At 29.6% G+C, this 17,331-nt stretch carries 21 protein-coding genes and 1 tRNA gene; all 22 read right to left on the bottom strand.

Annotated elements, in window-relative coordinates; translation table 11 throughout:
- Positions 1–5 precede the first annotated feature (5 nt).
- Positions 6–782, bottom strand: a complete 777-nt coding sequence (locus tag B8869_RS04435) for a phage tail fiber protein (protein WP_084230506.1) — start codon at positions 780–782, stop codon at positions 6–8.
- A gap of 3 nt (positions 783–785) precedes the next feature.
- Complete coding sequence (locus B8869_RS04440) at positions 786–1,325, bottom strand: phage tail domain-containing protein (RefSeq protein WP_084230507.1); 540 nt, start codon at positions 1,323–1,325, stop codon at positions 786–788.
- Positions 1,315–5,313 (bottom strand): phage tail tape measure protein, encoded by a 3,999-nt coding sequence (locus B8869_RS04445; RefSeq protein WP_084230508.1) that lies wholly within the window; start codon positions 5,311–5,313, stop codon positions 1,315–1,317. The genes B8869_RS04440 and B8869_RS04445 overlap by 11 nt, the downstream gene beginning before the upstream one ends.
- Before the next feature lie 62 nt (positions 5,314–5,375).
- Entirely contained in the window at positions 5,376–5,624 is a 249-nt protein-coding gene (locus B8869_RS04450) for a hypothetical protein (protein ID WP_084230509.1), read from the bottom strand.
- Between the two features lie 43 nt (positions 5,625–5,667).
- Complete coding sequence (locus tag B8869_RS04455) at positions 5,668–6,231, bottom strand: bacteriophage Gp15 family protein (RefSeq protein ID WP_084230510.1); 564 nt, start codon at positions 6,229–6,231, stop codon at positions 5,668–5,670.
- Positions 6,215–6,577, bottom strand: a complete 363-nt coding sequence (locus B8869_RS04460) for a hypothetical protein (RefSeq protein WP_084230511.1) — start codon at positions 6,575–6,577, stop codon at positions 6,215–6,217. The genes B8869_RS04455 and B8869_RS04460 overlap by 17 nt, the downstream gene beginning before the upstream one ends.
- Before the next feature lie 43 nt (positions 6,578–6,620).
- Complete coding sequence (locus tag B8869_RS04465) at positions 6,621–7,109, bottom strand: hypothetical protein (RefSeq protein ID WP_084230512.1); 489 nt, start codon at positions 7,107–7,109, stop codon at positions 6,621–6,623.
- A gap of 5 nt (positions 7,110–7,114) precedes the next feature.
- Entirely contained in the window at positions 7,115–7,525 is a 411-nt protein-coding gene (locus tag B8869_RS04470) for a hypothetical protein (protein ID WP_084230513.1), read from the bottom strand.
- Positions 7,512–7,838, bottom strand: a complete 327-nt coding sequence (locus tag B8869_RS04475) for a minor capsid protein (protein ID WP_084230514.1) — start codon at positions 7,836–7,838, stop codon at positions 7,512–7,514. Before B8869_RS04475 ends, B8869_RS04470 begins: the two co-directional genes overlap by 14 nt.
- Complete coding sequence (locus B8869_RS04480; RefSeq protein WP_084230515.1) at positions 7,835–8,224, bottom strand: DUF6751 family protein; 390 nt, start codon at positions 8,222–8,224, stop codon at positions 7,835–7,837. Before B8869_RS04480 ends, B8869_RS04475 begins: the two co-directional genes overlap by 4 nt.
- A complete protein-coding gene (locus B8869_RS04485) occupies positions 8,214–8,537 on the bottom strand; it encodes a head-tail connector protein (RefSeq protein WP_084230516.1) in 324 nt (107 codons plus the stop codon). The genes B8869_RS04480 and B8869_RS04485 overlap by 11 nt, the downstream gene beginning before the upstream one ends.
- 2 nt (positions 8,538–8,539) lie before the next feature.
- Positions 8,540–9,589: a phage coat protein gene (locus B8869_RS04490; RefSeq protein WP_084230517.1), complete on the bottom strand. Its 1,050-nt coding sequence runs from the start codon at positions 9,587–9,589 to the stop codon at positions 8,540–8,542.
- Between the two features lie 11 nt (positions 9,590–9,600).
- A complete protein-coding gene (locus B8869_RS04495; RefSeq protein ID WP_084230518.1) occupies positions 9,601–10,095 on the bottom strand; it encodes a phage scaffolding protein in 495 nt (164 codons plus the stop codon).
- Between the two features lie 76 nt (positions 10,096–10,171).
- Positions 10,172–10,248 (bottom strand) — tRNA-Asn (locus tag B8869_RS04500).
- 77 nt (positions 10,249–10,325) lie between these two features.
- Entirely contained in the window at positions 10,326–10,634 is a 309-nt protein-coding gene (locus B8869_RS04505) for a hypothetical protein (protein ID WP_084230519.1), read from the bottom strand.
- Positions 10,624–12,471, bottom strand: a complete 1,848-nt coding sequence (locus B8869_RS04510) for a phage minor capsid protein (RefSeq protein ID WP_084230520.1) — start codon at positions 12,469–12,471, stop codon at positions 10,624–10,626. The genes B8869_RS04505 and B8869_RS04510 overlap by 11 nt, the downstream gene beginning before the upstream one ends.
- Positions 12,437–12,628, bottom strand: coding sequence for a hypothetical protein (locus B8869_RS04515; RefSeq protein WP_084230521.1), 192 nt, complete (start codon positions 12,626–12,628; stop codon positions 12,437–12,439). The genes B8869_RS04510 and B8869_RS04515 overlap by 35 nt, the downstream gene beginning before the upstream one ends.
- 43 nt (positions 12,629–12,671) lie before the next feature.
- Positions 12,672–12,866: a hypothetical protein gene (locus tag B8869_RS04520; RefSeq protein ID WP_084230522.1), complete on the bottom strand. Its 195-nt coding sequence runs from the start codon at positions 12,864–12,866 to the stop codon at positions 12,672–12,674.
- Complete coding sequence (locus tag B8869_RS04525; protein WP_084230523.1) at positions 12,863–14,134, bottom strand: phage portal protein; 1,272 nt, start codon at positions 14,132–14,134, stop codon at positions 12,863–12,865. Before B8869_RS04525 ends, B8869_RS04520 begins: the two co-directional genes overlap by 4 nt.
- 5 nt (positions 14,135–14,139) lie before the next feature.
- On the bottom strand, positions 14,140–15,429 hold the full coding sequence (locus B8869_RS04530) for a PBSX family phage terminase large subunit (RefSeq protein WP_084230524.1): 1,290 nt from the start codon (positions 15,427–15,429) through the stop codon (positions 14,140–14,142).
- On the bottom strand, positions 15,407–16,048 hold the full coding sequence (locus tag B8869_RS04535; RefSeq protein ID WP_084230525.1) for an HGGxSTG domain-containing protein: 642 nt from the start codon (positions 16,046–16,048) through the stop codon (positions 15,407–15,409). The genes B8869_RS04530 and B8869_RS04535 overlap by 23 nt, the downstream gene beginning before the upstream one ends.
- A gap of 98 nt (positions 16,049–16,146) precedes the next feature.
- Positions 16,147–16,542 carry a hypothetical protein gene (locus B8869_RS04540; RefSeq protein WP_084230526.1) on the bottom strand — a complete coding sequence of 132 codons (396 nt, stop codon included), beginning with the start codon at positions 16,540–16,542 and terminating at the stop codon, positions 16,147–16,149.
- Positions 16,543–17,331: the final 789 nt, after the last annotated feature.

The raw sequence follows: 17,331 nt of genomic DNA on the forward strand, positions 1-17,331 counted from the left end.
ACCTCTTAATTCATAGCGAACTTTAAGGCTCCTATATCAGCTTTTGGCATGTAACCTCTTTTAAGTTCTTTTACAATTCCTCTATCATAAATCCATATAGGTTCACCATTTGTTTTATTATCCATAACAGCTGTAAAATTCCAAACTCCCCAATCAGTTGAAGGTCTATTAAAAATTACTTCGTGTGAATTTGAAATAATTGATTGACCAGACGAACTTTCTTCAGGGGATTTAAATTCTATCGCTACCCTTTCATAATTATCTCCAAGAAGTTCAGCTCCTCCTGATTCAGGATTTCCATTAAACAAAGCAAGATGAGGTTTAACTCCTTGGATAGATTCCCCCTTAAAAACGTGAAGTAGTTTTTTCTTATAAGTTTTAGATAATTGACCAGTTGAAAAAACAACAACTTCTTCTGCCATTAAAACAGGCGATTCTCCGCTTCTTATATCTAAATCTTCAACTAATTTTCCATACGCAAGCATGTTCCCACCAAGTTTTGAATCGGAAATTCCAATATAAGTTATTGTTCCGGCATCAGTTGGGGATTGTGGAAAATTAATTTGATTTAAATTCTTAATTTGGATTTGACCATCAGATTCAGAAGCATTATTAAACTTAATAACTTGTCTTTCATAACCTTTATAATTAACCTCAACACCTTTACCTTCTTCTCCTGGATTTGTTATATATAATCCAGCGTAAACTTCATTCGGGGCAGTTAAAGTTATATTTTTCATAATATTTAAAAATGATTTTTCTAAATAATTTGTAGCATACATTTTTTATTTCCTCCTATAAGTTGTATTGATCGTTATATTTTGTAAAACTTCTTCGCTTTCTAAAACAATTTGACAAGGCGCTTTAAAAGTTCCTCGATATTCAATTTTATTTAGACCGTTTTTAATATCTACAAAAGAAGTTTCTCTATAAGCGAAAGGTTCACAAATAAATTCCAAGGTAAAGGTTCTTATATTTGCCTTTGGGAATTCAAAAATTTCTCCGCCTTCATAAATTTCTCCAATATAAAATTTATCGGGCTCATCCCATAGGTATAATTTACCTTTACTTCCTAAAACCATTGAAATCTCTCTAAGTTCAGAACGTTCTAAAGGTTTTAAAATATCGCACTCTATTCTGATGATTCTTTCTTCCCAACATTCAGCTCCATAATCATAACGACCATTTCTTCTTGGGATTTGAATTTTACGTTCTCTTTTTGGTGGTAAAATATAATCAACTTTTACCACCTTCATATTAAATTTTTCAAGAAAATTAATTCCTCTGAATTCAAAAGAATCTCCTAAAAATTTTTTATCCGCCATAACGTCTTCTCTCTCTTTCTATTTGAGCATTTAATTCTCTTCCAAAATCTCTAGCTTGATTTCTATCGTTGAAATTAGCTCCATAAATATTAATCGCAACAGGTTTATAATCATTATTTGATTTTTGATTGTTTGGTAAATTTAAAATATTATCGATTTTAAATTTCAATTGAACATCTTCAAAAGCATCTTCAATTAGATTTTTGCTCATCTTAATTTCATCTTTTATCTTGTCAATTAACTTAAAACTTGAATTATATTTATCAAAATCTAAATTTGATTGATTCAATAATAAGTTTCCATATTTAACTGCATCTTCAATATTTTTTCCAAGATAATTCTTAAGAACATCTTGGCTGGCTCCTCTTTCAATGAGTTTTTTTAATTGAGCTTCTGCCTTATAAATTAAGTTTTTATTCGCATCTTCAATTAAAGGTTCTCCAGATTTAATACCTTCGGCCATACCAGCGGACAAATAAAAACCGACTTCTTTTTTCATAAGCCTAGAAGGTGACCTAATTTGACCAGCTCTTTTTGCTGCGTTAACTGCTTTTTGAACTGCGTTTCTAGCCGCCGCTTGAATAGCTCCAGAACCTGAAGAAATACCTTGAGCAATACCATTAGCTAAGTTTCTGCCAACGCTTACAAATTGACTTTTATAAGAATTTCCAGCATTAACACAATTTTGAAGTATTCTTTTTAAATTATTATCAACTTGACTTTTTGCATTATCAAAACCTCTAGCAAGCTCTTTAATAAGTTCTTGACCTTTAGTTTGGAATTCATTTTTCTTATTTTGAATTGCATTTATAGCATCTTGAATTATTTTTTTAACTGCGTTATCAACTTCAGATTTTGAAGAAGTAACTCCAGAAGCAAGAGATTTTGAAATTTCAGAACCAACATTTTTAGCATCAGAAGATTTAGATTTAATTCCTTTAACAAATTCATCTCCGGCTGTTTGGCCTGATTTACTCATTTCTTTAGAGGCTTCACTTGCACCTTTTACCGCAGACTTTCCTAATTCTTTACCAGAATTTTCCGAATCAGATTTCTTTTCTTTAGTTTTGTCGGCATAAGTTTTTCCTGTTTCAGTACCAACTTTTGAAATATCATTTTTTCCAGTTTCTAAACCTTTTTTTGCAGAAGCGGTTAAAGTTTTTGCTCCGGTTTCTACATTTGATTTGGAACTTTCAATTCCTTTGGCATAATTAGAACCTAAATCTGAACCAGACTTTGAAGCTTCATCTTTTCCTTTAGAAAGTCCAGTATTTACTGAAGTTGTTATTTCTGTTCCAGCCGCTTCAGATTCTCCAGTTTTTCCTTTAATTCCTTCAATAAAACTTCCAATTATTTCTGCACCTTTAGAAACTAAAGCTCCGGCTGCAGATGCAATCCCCGAAATAATTGCATTAATAATCTCAGGACCTTTTTCAAGTAAAGTTGGAATTCCTTCTGATATAAAATTACTTATTGAACTTATTATATTTTTTCCAACTTCAGTTAGGTTTGGCAAATTTTCAGCAATCCCGGTTGCTAAGCTTTTAATGATTTCAAAACCAGCTTTAATTAAAGAGGTAAGTCCTGATAATAAACCTGAAACAATGTTTTTAATAATTGTTCCAGCAGCTTTTGCAATATTTCCCGCTCCTCCAGAAATACCTTGAGAAAGTTTTTCAATTAAATAAAATCCTTTTAAATATAAGGTTTCTGCAAAATCCTTAATAAATTTAGTTCCATTTTCAAGTAAAGTTTTAATTGCATTTCCTATGGCTTGAGGAGCTTTGCTAATTCCTTCTCCTATTTTAGTAATTAAACTTTTTCCAAGACTTGCCCAGTTATATAAAGTAAAGGCATTGACAATTGCCATTATTATTTGAGGTATATTTGCAATTAAAGTTGGTATTGCTTCAATTAATCCTTTTGCTAAAGTTACAAGTATTTGGAAACCAACTTTTATTAGCATTGGAATTTTTCCTATTAAAGCATTTGTAAATTCGTTAATAAGTCTTGGTGCTTGTTCAATGATCGTTGGTAAATTATCAGCTAACCCTTGAGCAAGACCTAATAATAATTGAGCACCTGCTTCTAGTAATTGGGGAACATGTGAAATTATCGTATCTCCAAGTTTAACTACAATATCAATCATAGTTTCTATAATTTGCGGTGCATTTTGACCAATTCCAGTAATTAGATTTTCAATAATTGTTAAACCAATATCTAAAAATTGAACTGCAATATCTCCTAAGCCTTCTAATAAAGTTGTTCCTATTTGAATTGCCGTATCAGCTATTTGTGGAATATTTTGAGAAAGTCCATCTAAAAGATTTTTTAAAATATTTATTCCTAGTTCTAGGAATTTTGGTAATGCTTCAGCTATTTTAGTGTTTAAATCAGAAATAGTTTGACCTAAAACTTCTCCGACGATTTGAGCCTTATCTCCAGAATTTTCTAAGGAATTTGAAAGAGTATCAAATAACGTTGAAGCTTGTTCTGAAGATAATCCCCATTTGTCCATTGCCATTGAAACATAATCCGCTTTGGAATCAAACTGATCCATTTTTAAAACTGCTTCAACAAGATTAATATTAAGACCATCAACGCTAACTCCGGCGGCATCTAAAGAACTTGCCAATTCATCAGCATTAATTCCACGCATCGCAAGGGATAATTTATCGACATAACCAGTTGCTGTTTGAACAGATTCTCTTAAACTCGTATCAAAAGTTTTATAAAATGAAATTGATAATTCTTCTAAGGCGGATTTCATTTTAGTAATATCGCCTTGTAAATTATCATTCATAACATTAGCCATCTCTTCAGCTGCACCTTTAGAATTTTCAATTTCGGCTGCTAATTGGTCCCAAGTGCTTCCTTCTAAAGAAGATTTTAAACCTTCATAAAGAATTCCAGCTTGCTCAGCTGTTAAACCAAAGGATTCCATAACATGATTTACGAAATCTTGCTTATCAGAAAATTGGTCAAATTCTTTTCCAAGGGCTGCAATATTTTCTTTAAATTCTTCTCCAGGACCACCTGCTGCCTCTAAGGCTGTTGATATATCATCAATACTAACTGCATTTGCAGCTAATAAACCAGAAACCGCTGCTAAATCTTGCTTATTAAAAACAGTATTTAACCATTCTTTTTTCTCTTGAGTTGTCATATTAGCCATTTCAAGGTTAATATCTTTAAATACATCTTGAAGAGGCCTCATGTTTCCTTCTGCATCATAAGCAGTAATTCCAAGAGCTGCCATAGCTTTTCCAGCCTTATCAGTTGGGGCTGTCAAACTCATAATTACGTTTCTAAGTTTAGTACCGCCTTCAGCTCCTTTAATACCGTTATTTGCAAGAACTCCAAGAGCTGTATTTAATTCAACAGTTCCTCCTGCTAAATCTTTAGCTGTACCGCCAACAGTAAGAATTGCTTCTCCCAGTTGACCAACAGAAGTATTTGATTTTTGAGAAGTCTTTGCCATTTGGTCTATAAAAGAATCAGCATCTTTTATTTCAAGACCTAAAGCAGACATCGCATCGGTCACAATATCCGTTGCGTAACCAAGTTCAAGACCTCCGGCTGCTGCTAAGTTTAAGGTTTTTGGAAGAAGTTTTACCGCATCATCGGCTCCATAACCAGCGAGGGCAATATAATTTAAAGCTTCTGAAGCTTGAGTTGCCGAGAACTGAGTAGTTGCACCCATTTCTCTTGCTGCAGATTCAAGCTTTTTAAATTCTTTAGAACCGCCTTGAATTTCTGCTTTTGTCATTCCCATAGTTGCTGCCACTTGACTCATTCCGGCTTCAAATTCAGAACCAACTTTTGCAGCACCTGCAGCGGCTGCGCCTAAAGCAGCTGTAACAGCAGTAATTGCACCCATTGCAAGTTTTGCTCCTTTACCTACAATTCCTTTAAGTTTTCCAAGACCTTGTTTAAACCCCGAATCATCAATTTTGGTATCAAATACTAATTTTCCATCACTTGCCATTAATTCACCTCCTCATAACAAAAAAATAAGTTTAGGATTTTTCCTAAACTTATCAGTAATTTTTATTTAATTTTTCCATCATATCCGCAATCATTACAAATTAAATGCTTTTCAATTTTATTAGTGGTTTTATACGTTTTGCCTTTTAATAATTGAATTATCAATCTTGGAAAAAACATTCCAATCCACCAAAAAATATCTATCATCCATAAACAGCTTATCCAGTAAAACCAGTTTCTTTTTCTTTTTAAGTGAATAGTATTTACTACCTCAATTCGAGTGTTATCGCTTCCGCATTTTGGGCAATTCAAAATAAAATCATCTCCTTTATGTATAGATTAATAATATCATAAATCACCCAAAAAGTGCATTGGCAAAATCAGCTTCCTTTTCTTCTAATGTTCGTTTATCTTCTAAAGCATAAATTTTCTTCATTTCTTTATAGAATTTCTTTTGAGAATCCGTCATATTTTGATTGATTTCAATTGCTCTATAACCAACAACTTTTCTAAATTGGCAAGTATCAGGTAAAGCATCAAATAAAGCTCTAAATTTCCACCAGTGAATTTTATCTTCAACTAGGTCAATATTATAAACCTCTTTAAAAGCTGCAAAAATTAATCCAGCATCTTCCTCATAAGAAAACACTGGATTTTCTCTTTTTTTCTTCTTTGTTTTACGAGGTGTTTCTCCACATAAATAGAAATTAAAGATTTGAGTTATCGCTTCTTCATAATTTTCTACGTATTGGTTTTCTAAATATAATTTAACTGCTAAGGTAAGTTTCTCTGAATCAGAAATTGTAGTGTCATTCATAAGTTCTTCAAATAGAAGTCCATATCTAAAATCATAGTTAATGTTATACTTTAAAGAATCTATATATATTTCTTTAGGGGCTCCATCAATCAGCAAGTTCATTTTTACGATTTACCGAATAAATTCTTTCAAGTTTGTTAGACCTAAACTCAGTTATCTCTTCAGTAATATAAGCGAGTAGGTCAAGTAAATCTAACAAATTAACTTTTCTATCTTTAAATATTTCTTCTGTAGCTCCATTTCCAAGAATTGTGTCAATTGCATCTTGAATCATCATAAGCATTGTTTCCACAGTTTTTTCACTGTTTCCCTTATCTCCGATTTCCATTGCATCTTTCGCAATTGTTAGAAGTTTTTCGGATTGTTCAAAATTCGAAATATCAATATTATAAACCTTATCTTCAATATCAAGTTTTAACGTATTATCTCTAAACTTAAATTTAGCCATTTAATTATTCACCTCATTTTTTTGTTTCAGGTTAATTTATAAATTACTCTGCTTTCTTAAAATCCGCAGTCATGAATTTATCAGTAGAAGTTGCTGTTCCTTTTTCAGTATTTGAGTTAACTCTAAAAGTACCTTCATAAGTGTAAGCATCTAATGAACCACCTTCAGTATTTGGAATAACTGAATATTTTCTTGTTCTAGCTTGGAATTCACCTTCAGCAGAACCTTTTTTAGTAAAATCTACAACCATAATTTCTACAACTGCATCAGTACCAACAACTTCGTTATCGATCATTTCAGTAAGTTTATCATGAACTGGATTTCCAACAAATTGGTCAAACGCAAATTCAATAGATGCAGAAATACCAACAACATCAGTAGTTTCAAAAAGTTCGTCTACATATTGTCTTGTGTATTCTTTAGGGTTTTTGGAAGTACTCATTCCAGTAAAACCTTGCATTCTTTCAAACTTATCTTTAACCTTCATAAAAGCGACTTTGTCGGCTCTTTGAACTAATTTCTTTTCACTCATTCTTATTAATCCTCCTTATAAATAAGTTTTAATTGTATTTGATATTTTGCCTTATCAGCTTCAGCATCTAACAAAAATCCATTAGTTAAAATCTCAATTTTAATTGAACCTTTAACTTCAGGTAAAATATAATTCTCGTTATTATCTTCAATCCATTTTTGAAAATCTTCAAAAAAGTTTGAATTTTCTAATTGCTGTAAAATTTCAGCAGAATAATAATTAATAGTAGTAAAGGTAAAACCAAATTGTTTTATTTTTCCTCCATCTACATATTCTTTATATATAGGATTTATAGGCTCAGAATAAATTGCATATTCAATAGCCTCATTTCCAATATAATCAATATTTATTCTAGCTTCCTCATCTAATAAAGGGCATTTATCAAAATATTTTCTAATAGCTTCAATTTTTTTCATTTTTAACTCCAAGTATCTTTGCAGCTCCCGCTAAAATATCTTTTTTATGATTTTCTTTCATTCTCTCAAACCATTTATTTCCCCTTCTAGGGCCTTCCTTAAAATTAGCATGCTCATAATACCATCTTTTAGCATAAGGGGTTTGCTGGACGATTTTACCTCCTCCAGATTGAATATTAGGTGCAGATTTTAGAGTTCCTTTATCAAATGGCGTGTATGGGTCCATCAACCTCATACATTCCGAATCAATAAATCTTTGAGCCGGTGTAAAATCTCTTTTAGCATCAAGAATAAAATCTTTAAAAAATATCATTTTCCACCTACTTCAAAATGTTTCATATTTTCAGAACCATAATCTCTAACATCAACAGTAGTAATTAATCTAACATAATCATAATTTTTCTCTAAATCCTTAATAGTTGTAAATTCATCTTCAATAAGACCTTTAACAATCACATCTTCAGATTTTAAAGTAAAACCTTCTTTAGATTTTTTAAATTCAATTGGTGTTTTATAATCTCCGCAAGAATAAAATGGAATATAAATTTTAGATTTATCAGCAGAAGTAAGTCCAGATTTTAAAATATTAAATCCTTCAGAATCTTCCCAATGAACATTTTTTATATAAGATTTTTTATATTTAGTTTCTCTGTTTTCAATATATTTATTATAAATAGTAACATCACAATTAGTTAGCATTTATAACACCTCTATACATCAAACCAGTATGGCCAAAATAAACCTTAATAATCTTATAAATTTTACTTTCATTTCTTCTTTCAAGACTTGCGATTTTATCAATATCTAGAGTTAAATATTCAACCTTTTGTGAACCAATAGATTCGGATTTTTTACCATCCGAATCAAACTTGGCCATTTTATCCTTTAAATTCTCATCTAAACTCATTAATTGAGCTATACATTCATCTACAAGAGATTTCATATTCTCATCAGAATAATCAATTCTGTTAAATGTGTAATAGTCAATTAATCTCTTGTAAAATTCTCTCATAATCAGCCTCTTGTAATAATTCTTGCAATTGGAATTGCTTTGTGGTTTATAGTTTCTCCATCATTAGATGCAACTAAAGTCCAGTTTGTTCCATTCTTAAGCTCATCATCAGTAGGGGATAGAGAAGTCATTTTCTTATTTGTGAAAGAAATTCCATAAGGGGCAAAACAATTTCTTTGTCTTGAATATAGAGTATCTTGACCACCATTAACTTTTGGATTTCTATCCATTTCAAATGGAACCTTAACTCCTGCATTAGTTAACTCAAAAGCGCCTTTACCTAATACATAAGTTGTATAAGCTGTGTAGTTTCCACCTGCATCAGTAACTTCTGTAACTGGCATAGAATCATCAATTAAGATAGTTCTACCATTTACAGTTCCCATTTGAAGGTTTCTAGTAACTCCATTCGCATCAGTATATTTTAGATATTCTAAAAGTTGAAGATTTTCAAGATTAGTTGCAACTTGTGAGTGCATAATAGCAAGAGAAAATGATTGTTTATTTTCTCCAACTGCCTTTTGAAGTGCATTATTTAAAGTAGTAACTCCAAAAGCATTTTCTTCTTTTTCTTTAGTAATATCTAAAGTATGAGCTTCAACAAATTTTTTGTTTTCAGTTCCAGTCATGGCAAAAATACCATCAAGAATTGCAAGAAGTGTGTCTTGGTCTATATCGTCCCAATAACCGGCAACTTGTCTTGCTACATTATCCATGAAGTTAACTCCACCTGTAATATCATAAGAAAAATCTTTTTCAGTCCAAGCGTTTGCACGACCTACAACAACTCTTGTGTGAGAGAATGTTTTTGTAGAATTATCTTCAATATCAGTATTACCATCATAATTTACTGGTTTTCCACCAATTAATCCAAGCATTGGTGTAGTTACAATATTTCCTCCAGTTTGTTCAGATAACATGGATTTAATTCTGTCATTAACTACAATAGCTCCAGATTTTAAAAGTTCGTTTCTCTTTAGTTTTGGAATCGTTTCCACGTATTTTCCAAAAACTTCCGCATTAAAATATTTTGAATCAAAAATAGCTGGCATATTATTCCTCCTTAAATTTTAGCACTTGGATTCTTTTCTAAATATTCCACCATTTGTGAATAAGTCATATCCTTAACATTAGGTTCATTTACAGAACCGGCTCCACCAACAGAACTTCCTTCGACTTCAAATAAATATGAATCGGATTCTTTCATTGACTTAATTTGATTTTCTAAATCTGAATCAAAATTTTTGGAATTCTTTAGAGCTTCTATATCCAATAGTGCTTTAGCCGCTTTAGGATTCTTAACTTTAGATTTCATTAGAGAATTTTCAATAGAATGGTTAAGTTTTAAATCAGAAATTTCATTTTTATATTTTTCAACTTCTGCTTTAACATTTTCATAATCTCCAAGTTCAGAAATTTTATTATTTGCAACCTCAAGTTCAGATTTTAAGTTGTCTCTTTCTGACTTAATAGAATTAATATCTTGACCATTTAACTTGAAAACTCCTTGAATTTGTTCTTCAGTTAATCCTAATTCCAATAGTTCTTCTTTTTTCATAATTTCCTCCTCAGGTCAATTTTAAGTATCACCAATACTAATAGAGTTATGTAGGTTTTAGGTCCTACAACCAAAATGGCGGGAATAACAGGATTTGAACCTGTGTCAAATCGGTTAACAGCCGATTGCTCTACCTAACTGAGCTATATTCCCACACAAAAAAGACCTTTTAAAGTCTTGTCTAGGACTAAAACAAAAGAGATTTTAAACAGTTTTACGACTTATTCAGGTCAATAATTATATCCGGCTTCTTGTTTTAATTTATCATATTGTTTTTTAATTTGTTCATCTTCTAAATATTTTTCAGCATAATAATTACAACCAATTTTATCAGTAGTTTCAATTATTTTTTTAGTTAACTCAACTTTTTCTTTTGAAATATTCGTATTCCCACCATAAGGGAACCACTTCATAAAAGAATCTAATAAAATTTCAATAACTAATGTTTTATTTTTTAAATCTACTAAAGCACATCTTCCATCTTCTAATGTACATAAGATCTGATCGTCATAATCAATTATTGCTTCTTTAAATTTCAACAATGTTTTCACCTTCAATTTTAAATAATTTAATTCCTAAATCTTTTAGTTTTTCAAGATTATTAGGTATAGTATCAGTAAAGCATATTTCTGATACATCACTTAACTTTAAATCTCCATGATATTGAGTTTCTATATATCTAACATGAAATTTTTCTATTAATTGTTCAACAGTATTAATTTCACCATCATGCTTTACATAATAATTAAATTCTTGTAAACGAATTTTTGACATACAACTTACATTTATATCATTAACACTTGAACTAATAATTCTTTTATTAACTGCTTCTCCTAAACTATTATCAATAGTAAATGTTACTCTGTCTCGTATATTCTTATTAAATCGAACTATAACATCTCCATATTGATTAACACCTGAATAATATTTATTGTTAAATTGATAATCTTTTACAAAATTGTTATTCCCTAAATAACCATATTTTTCCCTTTCGGAAGCTTTGAGCCTTTTATTTCCTGTACCGAATAATTGTTTTGTGGCTTCTTTTCTATATTTATTACTTATTGTCCCACCACTCGTACCAGTCTCAAATTGATTTAAAAATCTTTCCGATTCTAATAATGAATCAAAATTTTTACTTTTAAATCGCATTGAAAATTCACTTTTATCAACGAGGTTGTTTAATATATTCACAATGGCGTCTTCACCTTCTTTGGAAATTTGACCTTTAATATTTTTTTCATAATAATTTTTAGAGTATTCTTCAAAATCTTCTAAGGTTCTAGGTTTATTATAACATGTTCCGTTATTTTTTATAACCTTTTGGAATTTTTTTTGTTCTTGTTTAACAATTTGTTCTCTAACTTTTTCAGTAGTTTCTGCTTCTTTATCCCCAATAGCATTAAATAATTTAGCTTTTCTTTCATGTTTTCTTGCTGTCTTTTCTAAATTTCTAATTCTTTGGTAAGCAGAATGTTCATCATAGGTTTTTCCTTTATACTTAAAATCTTCTAGAGTTTCATCGTCCCAGAATCTTTTACTTTTTCCGGGAAAATAAGGGTACCAATTATGGCGACAATTTACTCCCATAAATCCTTCAGCAGAACCATAACCAATATCATTTAAAGTTAGATAGCCATCTTGACCTGATAAAGAAACGATTTGACCTTGCCATTCTTGATGAGTTGGCCTTGCTCCAGCATGTGCTGTAATTTCCATTAAATCTTGATTCATTTCTTCAGCATTTTTCAATGAAATTTCAGCAGATAAACGGTTCACACTAGAAACTAAATTCATTTTTACAGCAGCTTCTACAGAAAAATTTCTTCCAGATGAATATTCTATATATTCAAGACCTTTATCTCCAATATCTTTGACAACTTGCCTCATAACTTCACTTCTTGAGTAAGTTCCTGAAGTTATATCAATAACTGCTTGATTTAAAGTTTCCTTATACCATTTTTCAAGAGGTTTTCCAGCAAGACCTACAGTTCCAGTTAAATTATTTAAATCTTCTACTGATGATTTACTCATAACATCAATCATTTTTAAAACCGCAGGATTTTCTTTTAATTTTTTACCGCCGATTGCATAATATTTTGCATCTTCAGCATAAGATTTTAAACCGGCTTTATTAACTAAACTCCCTAATTTATGAGCTGTTATATATAAATCTTTACTTAATTCTTTCTTAATATCTTTTAAATCATATCCAAGATTTAATAAAGACTGAATCCTAACTTCAGAAGTAGTTTCTGCAATTGTACAAGACGCGTTTATACGCTTTACAATATCTTTTAAAGTTTTATCTTCTAAATTCCTATAATATCCTTGAATATTATCAGGAAGTTTTTTCATGTACTTCGGTGTTAACATTATATATCACCACATAAGATGCAACAGAATTTAACCATATTTTTGCATAATCATCTTTATTTTTAATAATTAAAAAATTATTTGAAATTTTAATCTCATTTTCTACTGGATAATCATAAACTCTTCCCGATTTAAAAATAACTTTTAAAAATTTCATTCTTCACCTCTAACTTTTGTAAGTTTTATGATGCTTAAATCACTTATTTTTCTATTTCTATAATTGAAATGTAATTAATATTACATGGGTAAATAACATATGAAGTCTCATCCTCCATGGTAATTTCAATTATTTCTTTTTCTTTAAAACACCTAATAATTTCATTCAATTGCTCTTCGGTATCTACAATAAGTTGTAAAGTATTATCATCTGCAAATTCTAAATTCACTAATTTCATTCTTCCTCAGTCTCCTCTTCATCTTCTATAACTTCAGGCATCATTTTTTGAGCTTCTTTTTCTGTAACTCCATATCTCCACATTAGATATTCTTCAGGTTTAATTAATCCAGCTGAAACTTCTTGAAGTCTTATCTTTTGTTCAGATTCTGCATCTACTACTAACGAATCATCAAAAGAAAAACTAGCTTCATAATTAGTATTCAGATAAAAATTAATTACATTTATTAAGTTTTCTAAAGTTTTTTGAAGTTCTTTTTGAATATCCACAACAGTAGAATAACTTCTTTGTTTTGAAGCTTTAATTTCAGTAGCGGATTTTTCAACTTGGTCAACTTCTGAAATAGTTCCATAAGCAAGACCTACAGTAAATTCAATTCTTCTAAGTATCTTATTTAAACCATTAAATAAAGAAGAATCTCTAATATCCGGACTAAAAACTTCATAAAAACCATCTTTTTGGTCTAAACCTAAATTTCTAAATAATCTTTCTTTACCATGAGGAAGCTCTCCATTTTGTTTAACGACAGTAATATCAGCATCTATTGCAATTTCTGTTCCTTTAAATTCCCATAAAATTCTTTGATATTGTTCATCTGCATCTTGAATTAAGGATAAAGCTCTAGAAAAACAAGAAACGCCTTCAAAAGAGTGTAGATCTAAATTATTAGCTGTAGGGTTTTTAAAATATGAAAATAATGGAAAATCTACTTTAATAACTCCAGCTTCTTTTATATTTTTCCAATCATTAACTTCTTTTAATGAAATTTTCTTTCCTAAGGAATAATAATTATCCGATTCGTAACAAGTATTAGTTATCTTCCAATAATCATTAATTTGCTCGTGTTCTTCAAGTCTTGTAAAATATCTTTTATTTTTATAAATCCTATCTATAAAAACAACATGATTAATTTCTCCAAACACAGAAAAACCTAATATTAAATACATATCAGGCGTTAAGTAATTCATAGCTAATTTATCATTTAATTTATAAGGTTTTAAAATTAAACCACCTAAAGCTAAACCATATTCGACAAATTTTCTTGCATTTTCAATAACTTCTTGATAAATTTCTAAATCCAATTCAGATTCAAATTCGATCGTTGTAAGTCTAGCAAGCTCTGACGAAATACTTGCACATAAATTTAAACTTTCAAGATTTTCTCCACCAAGCCAAGGACTTTCTCCTCTATAACAATCTAGCCATAAATCATAATTATTTTCTATTCTATTAATTCCATACATAGACCTTATTTCATCTTGAATCATTTTTATCACCCCCAGCTAAAAGCTTTTATATATTTTTCAAAAGAATACTCAAAGGCATCTAAACTATCAATATCAGAAGTTCCATCATCAAGTCTTTCTAAATCTAACTTATCAGGATTCCAAACTGCCATAGTTAAAGCTTCTTGTAAACTTTCAGTATCTTCCAAATAAAAAAATCGCCTTTCAGCGATCAATCTATTAACTATTCTTATTCTATCTACAATTTCATTTTTAATTGAATTTCTAACTTTTATATTTATATTGTTTTCTAACAAAGCATTTTGTAAGGTTTTTATTAAAACTTGTTCCGCAGAGTCTGCATAAATAGCAGTTATAGATCCAAATTTTCTTTGAATTTCCAAAACAAAATTTAAAAAAGCATTTACTAAAGAATTAATATCTTCAGGCTCAACTCGAACACTTTTAAGAACTACTAAATCCTTATAATGATGAGTTATTCCAGTAGCAACAAAAGCATGCTTTGATTTATTTCCTCCAAAGTCAACTCCAATATTTATTGTCATGTAATTCATACCATTACATGAAAATTCATTAATATTATCAGCAAATTGTCTATAAATTAAACCTTCTGCAACACTTCTTAAACCTAAAATATCTCTTCTATACCAAACACTATTCTTATCATATTGTGCTTTTATCTCATTTCTTCTTTGTTCTGAAATGTTTATATTATCATCAATAGTAAAGTGTTCATAATTTACTTTTAATAAATCATTTCCAATATACTTATCAATATAATCAGTATAAATCCAATGTTTAGGGTGTGACGGGTTTAAATCCCAAAAGAATTTTCTTGTTTTTGCTGCTGCTGTTCTATTAAAAGCTTCTTTAATAGTGTCATTATGATGAAGGTTTATTTCCGTTGCAATCCACATTCCATAGGAATTACCTCTTATCTTTTTAAATGAATCCGCTTTAGCACCACCAGCAAAAATAATAATTCTTTCTTTATTTCCAGTATAAATACCTTTGATAATTAAGGCCTCATTATCTTTATATTTAGACCATTTACATTGACCTCTAAAAATATATTCAAGACCAAAACCATTAGCATCTCCAATATTTAATTTAGCATTTGCAACAGTAGAACCAGTCGCAAGATGAATCCTATCTTCTGACAACATCAAATCATGGGCAAAAGCGAAAATATTATCAACTGTTTTACCAGCACGAACTGCACCTTCTGCTATATTATAGGTACTATCTAAGCAAGACCTTATATAATCAATATGTTTTTCTGAGAAATTAAAATTAATTGTCTTCTTTTTTACCATAAATAGCCTCTTGAATTCCAGATAAATCTTCAATTTCCTGATTAATTCCCTTTAAAGTATCAATTTCAACCTTTAATTTCTCAACTTTTAGGATTTGTTCTTCTGTAGTAATATGTTTATTAATAAGTTCTTCATATTTACTAATCATATTAGTCAAATTTGTCATAGCTCTTGCTTGAGAATTTAAAAATCTCTCTTGACGGTCCCAAGCAAACTGAATTTCAAATTCTTCTTGTGTCATTCCATTAGGAAGCTCTTTAAAAGATTTTAATTCTTTAACCAAATCTTTTTTAGATTTAACTTCCATAATTGTTTGAGCTCTTAAAATTGCTGCATATTGAATTTTAATGTTATCCCATAGAATCATCTCAGAATTTAAATCTTCGATTCCATTAACAATTTCCATGGTTTCATCAGGTAAATATTTAGCAAATAATCCGTTTCTTTCTCCATTTTTTCCAGCATTATATTTTTTAGGACCAGTAGAACAACCTCCGTGCCATTTACATCTTCCACTTCCAAGGTGATCTGTTCCATATCCAGCTGGTAATTTACAAGTCCCTTCCTTGTTTGTCTTTTTAGCTCCACAAACATTGGGTTTGAGCTGTTTAGACACCATTTTTCACCTCTTTTTTGTAATCTTTTGATTACTAATCAATCATTTAATTGCACAATAAAAAAAAGACTTCCCCTAGAAAGCCTTTTATACTAATACTATTATACTATGTTTTTAAAGGAATTAACACCCCTTTGATGAAGGACTTGAGCCCATTTATACGTTATTTTCATACTTTTAGCAACTTCTGTAAGTTTCATTCCCAAAACATATCTTCTATAAATCAAAACAATTTCATTTTTATTTTTCATTTTTATAATTTTCTTAATGATTTTTCGTTTTAATTTCGCAAATTCCACGCTTTTGTTTAAATATTCGTTCTTCATTTCAATAAGTTCTAAAATTAAATCTTCATTGTTAACCAATTTTGAAGTTTGGACAACAATAGGATTTAATTCCTTATTTATTTTTGTGATTAAAGTTTCCAATTTCACAATCTCCTCCTGTAAAATTTTCATCTTTTCTTTAAAAACTAAAATCTCATTTAATTCATCCATAATGGCCTCTAAACTCACTTTCCTTTTTACTCATTGATTTATATTAGCAAAAATTAAAAATCAATTCTGGGTATATTCTGGTCATTCTAAATAACGTTCAATGTAATTTCACACCTTAAAAATCATAAAAAACTCAAAAAAGATTGTTAATTTTTTAACACTTCCTATATAGTTACAGGTTACTCTTTCTCTATATACTATATATTTATTTATTTATTTTATTTTTTGTACCATTTTCTAAAATGTTCTAAGTATGCAGAAAAACAGTAAAAGAGTAACCTTTTTCCCTTAAAGTATTGGAATCTACACATCTATTGAGGTTACTCTTTTCAAAAAAGCATCAAAAAAGGGTAACCGACCAATTGTCAACAAACATTGGAATTCCAATACCTAGAGTGGGTTACTCTTTTGTTTTTAAAAGAGTAACCAAAGAGTAACCTTTTTATCTAAATGTATCCAAATGAATTGTATTTATTTTATACAATATTTTATTGTATTATCACACAAACATAAAAGGTTACTCTTTCACAAAATCTTCACAAAAAAGGTTACCCTTTTTTCTTTATCTAAATATAACTAAATGTATCTAAACATTTACCAAATCATGCTTAGGTTTAACTATATTTATCTAAACACTCAAAGTTACCCTTTTGTATATCTATGTTTAATTAAATATAACTATTTATTAAAAGAGTAACCTTTTTTCTTTATCTAAATTTATCTAATTTTAACCATTTGTTAGTTTATCTAAATATATCTAAATTTAACTATTTGTAAAAAATCATTTTA

The organism is Peptoniphilus asaccharolyticus DSM 20463, assembly GCF_900176115.1.
GTDB lineage: Bacteria > Bacillota > Clostridia > Tissierellales > Peptoniphilaceae > Peptoniphilus > Peptoniphilus asaccharolyticus.

Coding starts and splice junctions, on each gene's coding strand:
- B8869_RS04540 (WP_084230526.1), bottom strand. CDS start 16,542: ATGGATGAATTAAATGAGATTTTAGTTTTTAAAGAAAAGATGAAAATT.
- B8869_RS04480 (WP_084230515.1), bottom strand. CDS start 8,224: ATGCTAACTAATTGTGATGTTACTATTTATAATAAATATATTGAAAAC.
- B8869_RS04445 (WP_084230508.1), bottom strand. CDS start 5,313: ATGGCAAGTGATGGAAAATTAGTATTTGATACCAAAATTGATGATTCG.
- B8869_RS04440 (WP_084230507.1), bottom strand. CDS start 1,325: ATGGCGGATAAAAAATTTTTAGGAGATTCTTTTGAATTCAGAGGAATT.
- B8869_RS04535 (WP_084230525.1), bottom strand. CDS start 16,048: ATGGTGTCTAAACAGCTCAAACCCAATGTTTGTGGAGCTAAAAAGACA.
- B8869_RS04435 (WP_084230506.1), bottom strand. CDS start 782: ATGTATGCTACAAATTATTTAGAAAAATCATTTTTAAATATTATGAAA.
- B8869_RS04485 (WP_084230516.1), bottom strand. CDS start 8,537: ATGAGAGAATTTTACAAGAGATTAATTGACTATTACACATTTAACAGA.
- B8869_RS04520 (WP_084230522.1), bottom strand. CDS start 12,866: ATGAAATTAGTGAATTTAGAATTTGCAGATGATAATACTTTACAACTT.
- B8869_RS04470 (WP_084230513.1), bottom strand. CDS start 7,525: ATGAAAAAAATTGAAGCTATTAGAAAATATTTTGATAAATGCCCTTTA.
- B8869_RS04495 (WP_084230518.1), bottom strand. CDS start 10,095: ATGAAAAAAGAAGAACTATTGGAATTAGGATTAACTGAAGAACAAATT.
- B8869_RS04490 (WP_084230517.1), bottom strand. CDS start 9,589: ATGCCAGCTATTTTTGATTCAAAATATTTTAATGCGGAAGTTTTTGGA.
- B8869_RS04465 (WP_084230512.1), bottom strand. CDS start 7,109: ATGAGTGAAAAGAAATTAGTTCAAAGAGCCGACAAAGTCGCTTTTATG.
- B8869_RS04510 (WP_084230520.1), bottom strand. CDS start 12,471: ATGTTAACACCGAAGTACATGAAAAAACTTCCTGATAATATTCAAGGA.
- B8869_RS04530 (WP_084230524.1), bottom strand. CDS start 15,429: ATGGTAAAAAAGAAGACAATTAATTTTAATTTCTCAGAAAAACATATT.
- B8869_RS04525 (WP_084230523.1), bottom strand. CDS start 14,134: ATGATTCAAGATGAAATAAGGTCTATGTATGGAATTAATAGAATAGAA.
- B8869_RS04460 (WP_084230511.1), bottom strand. CDS start 6,577: ATGGCTAAATTTAAGTTTAGAGATAATACGTTAAAACTTGATATTGAA.
- B8869_RS04475 (WP_084230514.1), bottom strand. CDS start 7,838: ATGATATTTTTTAAAGATTTTATTCTTGATGCTAAAAGAGATTTTACA.
- B8869_RS04455 (WP_084230510.1), bottom strand. CDS start 6,231: ATGAACTTGCTGATTGATGGAGCCCCTAAAGAAATATATATAGATTCT.
- B8869_RS04515 (WP_084230521.1), bottom strand. CDS start 12,628: ATGAAATTTTTAAAAGTTATTTTTAAATCGGGAAGAGTTTATGATTAT.